Below are 12,279 nucleotides of genomic sequence, written 5' to 3' on the forward strand. Positions count from 1 at the left end.
CATTACACCCATGGGAAGATGGTTTTTATTTTAAAAGCGTTAAGAGAGCTTAATCCAGGCCATTGCCCAGCTTTTTCCGATACCAGGTTCAAAGCTTGGGTCTTTATCATTATTGGTTCTGCAAAATTGGCTAAATGGCCATGCCTTACATTGGTATATATAACCTGTTTTAGGCTGCAGTACGCGAGTCCCCGCGTTGTATTGCTCACCCCCATTAGGGTATACAAAATCATATGCTTGGTTGGTGCACTTAGCGGGGGTATCGCACTTTGCAATGCAATGAAAATCAACCTTTGCCTTATTAATACCGCTACTTTCTAGGGCAAATATTTCGTTATCTCGATAGCCAACCACCAACCCTTGCTTAGTCATTCTACCTGCACTTACCAGGGGCACATGCACGTTTATATACTCAGCAACTAAGCGTGGCCAAGCATGAGGCTCACCTTGTTCTAAAGAGGTAATTTTATAATCAAACGATAAATCAACAAGCACTCCTTGCATGTCTGAAAAGGTTACACTAACCACATCCCCAATGAATAATTGAGTATGATGGTTTAAACAACCTATAGTTGACCATTTTCCACAGGCCAACGACGTATGCATAAACACAGTAACACCTTAAGAGTCACAAAATTTTATCCATATCATATGGATACACAAAAACGAGACTGAGGGCAAGCAATACCGTATAAAAATTATGCAGCAGCCCCGCTATCGTAGTTTACACCTTAGACCGGAAACTTTGCGTCTTAGCCTTTCGACTAATTTGCCAACAGAAAAAAGTGATTATAAAACGTGCGCAAAGCTTATTCAAACAAAAGAATGTAACCGAGATTTTTATATAACCCTAAATAACTAAAAAGCCAACTTGTTAAAGTTGGCTTTTAATAGTTTAAGAGGTTTGGTTTATAGGGGCTTTTCGCCTAAATACTTTTCGAAAAGCCATTTTAAACACGCCGCCAATATCGCCTAAAATAATGTACAAGCACGGCACCAATATAAGGGTGATTAGTGTTGCAAACATTACCGCAAAGCCTAGCGCTACTGCCATAGGGATTACAAACTTAGCTTGTAAGCTGGTTTCAAACATTATAGGCAGAACCCCTGCAAAGGTTGTAATAGAGGTTAATAATATTGCCCTAAAGCGTGCACAACCGGCTTCTATTACCGCGTTTTTAACGCTTACACCCTCTCGGCGTACTTGGTTTACGTAGTCGGTCATTACCAGCGAGTCGTTTATTACAACGCCAGCCGCGGCTATTAAACCAAAGCCCGACATTAAGCTAATGTCTAAATCAAACCAAAAGTGTCCCCAAATAGCCCCCGTTAAACTAAACGGAATAACCGACATAACAATAAGCGGCTGGGCATAACTTTTAAGTGGTACAGCAAGCAATATATAAACTAAAATCATGCCGCCTACAAAAAACAGCAGCTGCTCATTAGCTTGCGCTTGTTGCTCTTCTATTGCGCCACCTAGCTCTGATTTTACACTTGGGTATTCTTCTTTAAGTTGCGGCAGTAAGTTTTCTTTTACTTGCGAAACCACTTCGCCAGGCTCTATAGCTTCTTCATCAATACTGCCGTACACATAAACAGTACGATAACCGCCCTCACGGCGAATATAGCTAATACCCGGCGTTTCGGTTAATTCAACCACATCACCTAAAAGTACTTCACGCCCTTGCGGTGTAGTAACTACAGTGTGTTTTAGCGATGAAAACGCTTCGCGAGTCAGTTTAGGGTAACGTACCATTACTCTTACTTCTTCGCCGTTACGTATTACACGCTGTGCTTCGCCACCATAAAAACTAGCGCCTACTTGATTTGCAATGTTAGCAAGGTCGAGCCCTAAATCGTAAGCTACAGGTTTTAAGCTCATTTGCACTTCTTTGCTAGCAGGGTCAATGGTTGAGCTTATATCAAACAAGCCTTTTTGTTGCTGCAATAGCTGAATAAAACGACGGCCTGCCGCATTAAGCGTTTCTATATCAGAGCCAAACAGTAAATAACCAAATTCGCCTTCGCCGGTGCCGCCACCGCCGCCAACATCATCTTCAATAGTGAGTGATTTAATACCGGCAATGGTTGGCATAGCTTCTCGCCAGCGGCGCGAAAGTTCAAACGCGTTATAAGGGCGTAAATCTTCATCAACCAACGGCGCAAGTAACTGAGACTCCGTTCTGCCTTGGTTAAATACCAGTACATCACGAATTATTTTTTGGCCAAATTCACGCTCTGTTTCTTCATCAACTCTTAACACCATGGCTTCTACTTCACGAATAGCTGCAATAGTTTGTAAGTCAGACACATTGTCGTTCATTTCTATATGAATTTGCGGAAAATCATGCGGCACTTTTGGAGTGGGTACAGTGCGTACTTTATTTGATGTGATCAGCGCAATGCTTATAAAAAACATAGCAATAAAGCCAAACAATACTGTCCAACGCCAATCTACACAACGCGATATAAAACGCTTATAAGGGCCATTTACAAAGCCAAAAAAGCGGGTATTAAACCTATCGCGCCAGCCCCCTTTTTTAATAGGTGAAAAGTGCGTGTGGGCAATGTGCGCCGGTAAAATAAGTTTTGATTCAACTAAGCTAAATACTAAACACAGCATAACTACTACAGCAATACCGTAAAAGAAGGCGCTTTCTGGCCCGCTTGAAAGTGTAAACGGGGCAAACACCGCAATGGTCGTTAGTACACCAAATGTAGCAGGGGTTGCTACACGGTTAGCACCACGGACGACGTTTTCAACTCCGCCTCCGCTTTTTTCAACCTCAGTATAGGCGGCCTCTCCTATTACTATGGCGTCATCTACCACAATCCCGAGCACCATAATAAAAGCAAACAACGAAATAATATTAATGCTTATACCAAATAAAGGCATTAGCATCATGGCGCCTAAAAAGCACACTGGTAAGCCAATCATTACCCAAAGCGCTAATTTAAAGCGCAAGAATAACGAAAGCATAATAGCGACTAATATTGCCCCTTGAAACAAGTTAGCTTTCATCATATCAAGGCGCGCATTTAGGTAGTACGTCATGTCCATTAATGGCTCTAACCTAACGCCCGGTGGCAGCTGGGTATTTTTTTGCTCAATAAATGCTTTAACCGAATCGGCAACGGGGATCATGTTTTGATCTTGCGTTGCCTTTACCGACATATACACCGCGTTTTCGCCATTAAATTTAAAGTAGCGCTCGCCTTCGGTAAATTGGTCTTTAATAACAGCAATGTCTTGCAACAATACTTTAGCGCCGTATTCGCCTATTTTTACCGGAATTTGTCTAAACTCATCGCCAGAGTAATACTGGTTTTCAACCCGCACAGAAATAATCCCCGCATCTGTTGTTAGTTGCCCCGCCGAAAAATTAGCAGAGTAATTACGCACAGCGGTCATTACATCGCTTAGGGTTAAGTTGTATTGGCGCAAAGTGTCTGGCTCGATTTCAATGGCAATTTCATCAAGCGGCACATCGTTTTCTACCAACGACACGTTTGATAGCTGTAATAGCTCATCTTCAATTTGATTGGCAATTGGTTTGAGTTCGGTCAGCGGCAAATCGGCAACTAAGGTCATCCCTATAACATCTTGCCTAAACTCAATCTGACTTATGGTGACCGGTTCCATACCCGCAGGAAAGGTTGCAATACCATCAACACGCAGCTTTACCTTATCAAGTACATCGGTAAGCTCTGCATCGGTGTTAATTTCAAGGCTTGCTCTACCGCCATTTCTAAAGGCGCGGTACACGCCCTTTTTAATTTCGGTCACATCCTTTAGTGATTCTTCAATTTTTATAAGAATGCTTTCTTCAATTTCTTGTGGTGAGGCACCGGGGTAATTTGCCTCAACATTAATGTAGTTAATTTCTACATTAGGAAACATTTGGCGCTGAATGGTTAAGTAGCTAATAATCCCCATGATGATGATAAAAACCATCATTAGGTTGGCTGCAACAGAGTTTTTAGCAAAATAAGCTATTAACCCTGTTTGTTTTTTTTCAATTGATTCGCTCATTAATTTACACCTTACAACTGTTGCGCATCAGCGCTACTTTCGGTGTTTGTATTAGCGTTACTTGGCTCGCCCATGCCAGCCACTTTAACCTGCATGCCTTTTTGTGGGTACTCAGGTAACGTGGTAACCAATTTATCATCGGCGTTAAGTCCGCTGCTAATATAAAAGTACTCGCCTTCTTCTCTCACTACGGTTACTTTGCGCGGTTCAAGCTCTTGGTTTTCGTTAACTATCCACACCGTTTGGTTATTAACTAATGATTGCGGCAAACGGTAAATATTATTAAGCATGGCGCCTGCAAAATTAACCTGCACGTAGCTGCCAAATTTAATAGCCGGTTGCTGTGTTTTTAAGCCGTATGGGTCTTCAATACGTACCACTAAGCTGCTCATGCGCGTCGCGTTATCTACAATACCTAGGTCGCGGTCAATCACGCCTTCACGTGTAAAACTGTTTAAACCTTTTTGAATAATAGTGGCCTTAATGCCCTTAATTCGCTCCGGTAAAAATACGCTATCAAAACCAGCAATAGGAATAATAACCTCTGCTGTTTCTATATTATTTAAATCGGCCACTTGTGCGCCCATAGCCACAAACTGGCCTACCCCCACATTACGACTTATAACAAGCGCATCGTAAGGTGCTTTTATATCGCAGTTTTCTAAATCGCGTTGCGCTCTTTTTAATGCGGCTTGCGCCGATTTAACCGCTGCTTGGGCGCTTAGCACCTGCGGTTTACGTAAAAACAAGTCGGTACGTGCCTTACTCGGAAAACGCTTTGCTTCGTCTTCGGCTACTTTTGCCTGCGCTTGCTCTTCAATTAAGGCCGCTTTGGCACGCGCTAAATCGGCTTCGGCTACCAATACGGCTGCTTCGTAGTTGTCTTTTTCAATGCTAATAAGTGTATCGCCACGAGAAACCACGCCACCCGCTACAAAGTTAGGGTGCCAGCTAATTACTTCGCCCGACACCTGCGCCGCCAACTGCGTATTTTCTAATGGTTTTATTTCGCCATAGCTGTTTATTATTACTTGATGATTATTAGCTTCTACAGGCTCAACTTGCACGGTGGGGCGTGTATCTACTGCTGTGTTACTTTGATCTTCTTGTGCAATAGCATTTATTCCCATAAAGCCCACTACACCAATGGCTAATGCTACAAATGGGAACACCCATCTCAGTGAATTTGATTGCATATCCTAATTACCTCATATTTCTACTAACACTATAATAACAGAGCGCAATAAAACATTAACCTGACATTTGTAAGCAACTGTTACAAATCAAATTGGGAACTAAATATAGCTCTGTACCCGTTAACAAACACCTGCTATTCATCGCATTTATTATATTTTGTTACAAACTTTTACTATTTAAAATCAATAAATTACAGGTTTAGGCTATTATTTCATCGAGAAGATGTGCGAACAAATTTTAATTTACGTACAGTCACACTAAATAAATAACAGCGAAAAAGATTATTACAATGAAATTAACAACCCTTGCGCTAACACTTAGTGTAGCGCTTAGCGGCCACGCATTGGCTAGCGATAAAAAAGAAGACAAAAAACCACAAACCCTAAGCGAAATGGTCGAAGGACAAACCGAATTTTCAGGTATTTTTAATTTATACCAAGATCCAAAAACCGGTGAGCACTTAATGGTGATCACCGAATCGCAGCTTAATACCCCTTTTGTATACTTTGCTCATACAGTCGACGGTGTCACTGATGCTGGGCATTATCGCGGTGCCTATAGAGAAACCAAGCTTATTGAGTTTAGAAAATACTTTGACCGCATAGATATAGTTAGCAAAACCCCTCGCTATAAATTTGATCAAAACAGTGCCATTGCCAAAGCAAGCAATGCCAATATTAGCGAAGCCGTTTTAGCCAGCATTAAAATAGAAAAAGAAGAGCAAGGAAAAATAGCCTTTAAGGTCAACAAGCTATTTTTAAGTGAGGCGCTACACAAGGTATCGCCAACGCCAAACCCAGCCGATAAAAAAGCTAAAAATCGCTTTAAAGTAGGTAAATTAAACAGTAAAAAGTCGCGTATTGTTAAGCAGCGTCCTTACCCAAATAACTTAGATGTGGTTGTAGATTACGTATTTAGTAATGCCAGCCCCACCGTGCGAGGTACAAGCGCAGTAAGCGACCCGCGCAATGTCTCTGTAAAGGTGCAGCACTCTTTTGTTGCATTACCAAAAAACGACTATAAACCACGTAAAGATGACGCGCGCATAGGCTATTTCACCAATCAATTTGATCTAATGACCTCGACCGATTGGGCACCATATGAAGATGTTATTAAACGCTGGGACCTACAAAAGAAAAACCCTAGTGCTGAGCTTTCTGAGCCAGTAAAGCCAATTACCTGGTGGATAGAAAATACCACCCCAGTAGAGTGGCGCGACACAATACGCGATGCCGTACTTACCTGGAATAGCGCTTTTGAAAAAGCCGGTTTTAAAAACGCACTAGAAGTTAAAGTACAACCCGATGACGCAACCTGGGATGCTGGTGATATTAACTACAACGTATTACGTTGGACTTCATCACCTAAACCGCCATTTGGTGGCTACGGGCCGGCTCTTGCCAACCCGCTAACCGGTGAAATACTTGGCTCAGACATTATGCTTGAGTTTGTGTTTATGAAAAACCGCTGGATTTACGACACGCTTTACACACAAGGCACAATGAGCCACGGCGAAAACCTGCACACAAGTGGCGATTTAAATTGTTCACTAGGCCATGAAATTCAACAAAACCTATTACTTGCTAAAGGTTTAGCAACAGGTGCCTCGATTGATGACAATGAAATGATTCGCCAAGGTTTAACTCAGTTAATTCTTCATGAAGTAGGCCATACACTAGGCTTAAACCACAATATGAAATCGTCTATTTTGTGGGATGAAAAAGAGGTTCATGATAAAACCAAAACCCAAGGCATAGTTACAGGCTCAGTGATGGATTATGCGCCGGCCAACATAGCCCCCATTGGTGTACAGCAAGGCGATATTTTTCAAACCAAACCAGGCCCTTATGACGACTGGGCTATAAACTATGGCTACAGCACAGCCCTTGAAGATGAAGCCGCAGAGCGCGCACGCCTAAATACAATATTAGCGCGCTCTAGCGAGCATGCGCTTGCCTTTGGTAACGATGCCGACGACATGCGCGCACCGGGTCGCCATATAGACCCACGCGTAATGATAGGCGACCTTTCATCAAACCCTGCAGCCTATGGCGCCGACCGTATGGCGCTAATTAATAAGTTATTTACTGAGCTAAAAGAGAAAGCCACAGTAAAAGGTGAGTCTTACCAACAACTGGTTACCTCAGCTAATAGTTTATTTGGCCAATACCGCTCGCAAGCGGGCATTGTTTCTCGCCAAATAGGTGGCGTATATGTTGAACGTGCAGTTGTGGGCGACAAGCATGCTGATAAACCCTTTACCCCAGTACCGCTTGAGCGCCAAACACAAGCAATGAACATACTTGCTAAATATGTATTTGCGCCAGATGTACTCACTAGCATGCAACCACTGTATAACTATTTACAGCAACAACGTCGCGGCTTTAGCCATTATAGTAAAAATGAAGACCCTAAAGCGCACAAAATGATTTTAGGCATGCAAAAAACAGTACTTGCGCAATTGCTGCACCCTGCTGTTATGCTGCGTATTTCAGACACCGCGTTGTACGGTAACGAATATAGCCTAACGCAATTTATGGACGACCTAACTGCCAGTATTTTTGTTGATAGCAAAGAGAGCACGTCTATTAGCCGCAATTTACAAATAGAGTATGTAAATCAGCTTATTGCTATTGCAGGCCTAGGCAAAGCCAGTAAACACGACAATTTGGCAAAAACTGCCGCGCTCTATCAGTTAACACAAATAGCTGATACAAGCATAGGATGGGGAGCCGATACAGCAACTAAAGCGCATAAAAAGTATATTGATCACTTAATTGCTAAAGCGTTAGAAGCTTAATTAACTAAATCAAACAGGCCACGTAATACGTGGCCTGTTTATTTATAAATAAATTGTGCCTTTTAAATACCGCACTGCGTTACCGGTTAAGGTCACTGTATTTTCGCCTACTTCGCATTGTATAAAACCACCACGGCTTGAAGCCTGATACGCGTTTAATTTATTTTTACCTAATTGCTGCGCCCAGTAAGGGGCAAGGCCGGTATGAATAGAGCCCGTAACAAAGTCTTCTTCGCCACCACTTGCTGGCCAAAAATAACGAGACACAATATCGTACTCAGCAGAACTCGCTGTCGCGACCACATCTAGTGGATATAAGGTTTTTAACAAATCAGACTCAGTGGTTAAATCATGAATTTGTTGAGCATTTTCGTATATAGCAAAATATGCTTGACGGTTTTTAAGCACCTTAATTGGTTGTATAGATAACCCTTTCAACAACGCATCAGGTATAGTTTGTACTTCATCTGGCGCTTGTTTAGGAAAGGTCATAGCAAAACTACCATCGCTATTTTTATTAACAATAAGCTCCCCTACAGCCGCGGCGTTAAAGCGCACTTGGCTAAGGTTGTGCTGCTCGCATAAAACATACGCAGCAGCGAGCGTAGCGTGGCCGCAAAAATCTATTTCCATTAATGGCGAAAACCACCGTATTGCAAAACTGCCATCTGCCTGAGGGCAAGTAAACGCAGTTTCAGAAACATTATTTTCAGCGCCAATATTAAGCATTAACTCATCACTAAGCCACGACTCAAGCGGGATCACAGCCGCGTAATTGCCTTTAAATAACTCGCTTGTAAATGCATCAATTTGATGGATGGTGAGTTGCATAGGTTAACCCCTAAATTAATTAGAGTTTAAACCTGCCACATAGCCATTAAATAATCACTATTAATTTTATAGTTAAGCCATTGCGGGGCGCATTTTATAATATTGCATACATGCAAATTGCACGGCATTTGTAAGTAGTAGCATAACAAACATTAAAATATGCGAGGTGCTGGGCATAGCACTGCTTAGCTCTACAAATAAGCCACAAGTACCTGCTACAAACTGCAAGCTAAAGTAGCGGGCGCTTAAATTGCTAATATTACCACTGCGTAAGGTTTTATACGTTTGCGGCATAACCCGCACTGAGCTCATTACTAGCCCTACGTATGTAAGGGCGTTGAGCACCGATGATGTTTCTAAGCTTTTATTTAACAGCAATAAAAAAGGTAATAACGAAAAGCCAAGCATAGCCACAAGCTGTATACGTTCAGCTTTTGCGGCGTTATAGCGTGCAAAGTAATATAAAATTAAACCACTTAGCGCCCCAGTTACAAAAAATGGTAAAGCAATAAAGTAGCGTTCAAAATAAATATTGTAGGTAATAAAGTAGAGGCTTTGTGCTAAACCAAAGGTCATCATTAATAGTGATAACCCCGACACACTGCGATTCTTTCTAATTTTGCTCAATAGCGGAAAAAAGCTAAAAACTAAAATAAAAGCCGACAAAATAGGTAGATAGTGCGCCAAAACAACCTCGCTCGTTACTTAAATGTTAATATAAAACCCGCTTGAAACAATAAATAAACATATGTTTTTAAAAGGGTTTTAAAGTGAGCGCGCATTGTAATGATGAATACATTTTACTCAACAAATTAGCGTAAACCTATATTAGGCACTGGCAAGATAGCTGTACAAAAAGCGTTACTTTAAGTGAACACCAGAGCCTCTTTGCATTTAAAAGTTACCAACCTTACACCTCAGTTTAAACGCATTTTACTCTAGAGATCGGCTCGCTCTAAAACAATTATTGTGCATTCATCGCACAACTATGAAATAGAACTGATAATTGTTATCATACGCAGGTCCGTGGCAATTACACAAAAAATAAACTATGAGAAAAACACTTTTTAAAATTCACAGCTGGGTAGCCCTTATAGCGCTTATTCCGCTGCTTGTTATCAGTATAACTGGTAGCGTTTTGGTATTTAAAAGCGAGATTGACGGCTTATTAATGCCAGACAGTCACTTTGTTGTACAACAACAAGCCAACCGCTTACCTATTGATACACTTATAACAAAAACTCAAAAAACCTACCCTGAGTATGTTGTTGGTAGCTGGGAAATATTTAACGATGATACTGCTGATCGGGTTTATTTAATTAAACGCGGTACAGAGGACTGGTATAAATTTCATTTAGATCAATACACGGGCAATATTTTATCGGAGCCAGTAGGCACTAGCCATTACTTTACCGACTGGTTTTTAGACTTACATTACACCTTTTTACTTAACGATTTAAAAAGCTTACCAGGGCAAACTGGCACTGTTTTAGGGTTCTTTTTTGCGGTGTTTTTTTTAGTACTGGGTATTACAGGTCTTATTATTTATCGTAAGTTTTGGCAGCGGTTATTTAGTGTACGCTGGCGCGCCACATTGCAAATAGTACTTAGCGACATTCATAAAATGACCGGCGTAATTGGCTCGCCAATTATTATAATTTTAGCCATCACCGGCGGCTACTTTAATGGTGCGGTGTGGTATCACGAAGTAATTGAACACGCAGAAGAAGAGCACTTTGTATTAACTAAAAATTTATACAATGAAGAGATTTCTTTTCAGCACGTACTTGATGACAGCCAAAAGCAAATACCCACCTTTAATGGTACGTTTTTAGTAATGCCGCTTGAGCCAGACGAAAACATAACGTTATTTGGTGAGGTTGATACCAGCAACCCGCTTGCCAGTGAATATGCCAATACCGTGACTTATAATAAGCTAACGGGCGAGCATATGGCTAACTGGGACATTCGCGAAGTGGGTGTAGGTTGGCAAGTAATTGATAGCTTTAGAAAACTACACTTTGGTTATTTTGCAGGGCTCATTAGTAAAATAATTTGGTGTGTTATTGGTTTAAGCCCTGTTTGGCTTGGCGGTACTGGCTTTTATTTATGGTTTACTCGCCGTAAGCGTAAAAAACAGTCTCAAAAAAACCGCTTAAGTAAACACCGCACTGTAAGTGCTTGATTAAAAAACCACCTCACTGTAATGTTAAAAATCACAGTGAGGTGATATATGAAATATTTAGTTTTTACACTTAGTTTATTGCTAACTGCTTGCAGTAGCACCCCGCCCGAAGCGCCAATTAAAAAAGTACAACTTACCCATATAATAAATCACTCGCTTTTCGAGCAGGTTAAAACACCTAGCGAGCACAGTATTTTTGAGCTGTCGGAGCCTGAAAAAAGCGCATTTTTAGCCTACGCACACTCGCGTTTAAACAATGTACGCGCTGATGAAATTATTTTTAATTACCTGCAAAACCAGCTCACCAACTTTAAGTATGATGGCGCCACCCTCACAGCCCAACAAGCGATTGAACGCTCAGAAGGTAACTGCATTAGTTTAGCCATACTTACGCAAAGCTATGCGCAGCTTTTAAATCTCGAAACCAGCTTTCAAGAAATGACGAGCGAACCTGTGTATGCCAAAGAAGGCAATGTAATTTATGTTGCTAACCACTTTAGAACGAAAATTTACGCCCCAAAAAAAGAAACAGATGAAGATATTATTGTAATAATTCGCGCAGGCACGTTAATTGATTACTTCCCCACCCGCGGCAGCTTTTATTCAGGCAGCGCTACGTATAACGATTTACTCTCTAATTTTTATAGCAACTTAGCGGCCACGGCACTAGCCGAAAACAATCTTAATAAGGCTTACTCTTTAATTATGCAAGCCAACCGCTTTACCCCAAACGATGCAGAACTGTTTAATATAGCCGGCGTGCTGCACCGCCGTGCAGGCGATTTAAAAAGCGCTCACATGATTTACCAAACCGCGCTTGATAGAAACGATATAAGTATAAATTTAATTAATAACTATCGAATATTAGCAAAAGAGCTGGGAGATAAAACACTAGAAAAACGCCTAACAAGCCAGCTTGTTGATAAAGAAAAAGATCCCTACGAGCTACTCGTTATTGCTAAAAATAACTTACATCAGGGCAAGGTCACTCAAGCTAAAAAACAACTCGAACTCGCCATTGCAAAAGCCCCTTATATATCGGAGCTCTATTTAGAGCTGGCTAAAATTCGCTACCAACAAGGTAACACAGCGCAAACACAAAGCTTGCTTGAAAAAGCCATCCAGTATGAGCGCAATAAAGAAAGACTAAACATATATCAAGCTAAGCTTGCGTCGCTAAACAAGCACAATTAACCATCGGTATTTTAAATTAGTTTAAACGCGGCTTTT

General features: G+C 41.3%; 8 protein-coding genes and 1 riboswitch. Of the genes, 3 read left to right on the forward strand and 5 right to left on the reverse strand.

The features are described 5' to 3' along the window. Window positions 1-39: 39 nt before the first annotated feature. The 3 genes from MTF68_RS15975 to MTF68_RS15985 all read right to left on the reverse strand — a co-directional run bounded on the left by MTF68_RS15975 (window position 40) and on the right by MTF68_RS15985 (window position 5,232). Window positions 40-606, reverse strand: coding sequence for a chitin-binding protein (locus tag MTF68_RS15975; RefSeq protein ID WP_154945255.1), 567 nt, complete (start codon window positions 604-606; stop codon window positions 40-42). Between the two features lie 95 nt (window positions 607-701). Then, window positions 702-784: riboswitch (cyclic di-GMP riboswitch) on the reverse strand. 111 nt (window positions 785-895) lie between these two features. After that, a complete protein-coding gene (locus tag MTF68_RS15980; protein ID WP_248463040.1) occupies window positions 896-4,036 on the reverse strand; it encodes an efflux RND transporter permease subunit in 3,141 nt (1,046 codons plus the stop codon). An 11-nt stretch (window positions 4,037-4,047) separates the two neighbouring features. Next, window positions 4,048-5,232, reverse strand: a complete 1,185-nt coding sequence (locus MTF68_RS15985; RefSeq protein WP_138611253.1) for an efflux RND transporter periplasmic adaptor subunit — start codon at window positions 5,230-5,232, stop codon at window positions 4,048-4,050. 290 nt (window positions 5,233-5,522) lie between these two features. Here MTF68_RS15985 and MTF68_RS15990 point away from each other — a divergent pair, with 290 nt between their 5' ends. After that, window positions 5,523-8,033, forward strand: a complete 2,511-nt coding sequence (locus tag MTF68_RS15990) for a zinc-dependent metalloprotease (protein WP_248463041.1) — start codon at window positions 5,523-5,525, stop codon at window positions 8,031-8,033. 42 nt (window positions 8,034-8,075) lie between these two features. Here MTF68_RS15990 and MTF68_RS15995 read toward each other — a convergent pair whose 3' ends face one another. Then, window positions 8,076-8,864, reverse strand: coding sequence for a PhzF family phenazine biosynthesis protein (locus MTF68_RS15995; protein WP_248463042.1), 789 nt, complete (start codon window positions 8,862-8,864; stop codon window positions 8,076-8,078). A 72-nt stretch (window positions 8,865-8,936) separates the two neighbouring features. Next, a complete protein-coding gene (locus MTF68_RS16000; protein WP_248463043.1) occupies window positions 8,937-9,551 on the reverse strand; it encodes a PQ-loop domain-containing transporter in 615 nt (204 codons plus the stop codon). Window positions 9,552-9,915: 364 nt separating this feature from the next. On the opposite strand from MTF68_RS16000, the gene MTF68_RS16005 reads away from it, so the two are divergent. Both MTF68_RS16005 and MTF68_RS16010 read left to right on the forward strand, forming a co-directional pair. Further along, a complete protein-coding gene (locus MTF68_RS16005; RefSeq protein ID WP_024033989.1) occupies window positions 9,916-11,049 on the forward strand; it encodes a PepSY-associated TM helix domain-containing protein in 1,134 nt (377 codons plus the stop codon). A 48-nt stretch (window positions 11,050-11,097) separates the two neighbouring features. Continuing rightward, the gene (locus MTF68_RS16010; RefSeq protein ID WP_248463044.1) at window positions 11,098-12,243 is read left to right on the forward strand and encodes a hypothetical protein; all 1,146 of its coding nucleotides are present in this window, start codon (window positions 11,098-11,100) and stop codon (window positions 12,241-12,243) included. Window positions 12,244-12,279: the final 36 nt, after the last annotated feature.

The sequence above is a fragment of the Pseudoalteromonas sp. 2CM37A genome, assembly GCF_023161885.1.
GTDB lineage: Bacteria > Pseudomonadota > Gammaproteobacteria > Enterobacterales > Alteromonadaceae > Pseudoalteromonas > Pseudoalteromonas atlantica.

Coding starts and splice junctions, on each gene's coding strand:
- MTF68_RS15975 (WP_154945255.1), bottom strand. CDS start 606: ATGCATACGTCGTTGGCCTGTGGAAAATGGTCAACTATAGGTTGTTTA.
- MTF68_RS15980 (WP_248463040.1), bottom strand. CDS start 4,036: ATGAGCGAATCAATTGAAAAAAAACAAACAGGGTTAATAGCTTATTTT.
- MTF68_RS15985 (WP_138611253.1), bottom strand. CDS start 5,232: ATGCAATCAAATTCACTGAGATGGGTGTTCCCATTTGTAGCATTAGCC.
- MTF68_RS15990 (WP_248463041.1), top strand. CDS start 5,523: ATGAAATTAACAACCCTTGCGCTAACACTTAGTGTAGCGCTTAGCGGC.
- MTF68_RS15995 (WP_248463042.1), bottom strand. CDS start 8,864: ATGCAACTCACCATCCATCAAATTGATGCATTTACAAGCGAGTTATTT.
- MTF68_RS16005 (WP_024033989.1), top strand. CDS start 9,916: ATGAGAAAAACACTTTTTAAAATTCACAGCTGGGTAGCCCTTATAGCG.
- MTF68_RS16010 (WP_248463044.1), top strand. CDS start 11,098: ATGAAATATTTAGTTTTTACACTTAGTTTATTGCTAACTGCTTGCAGT.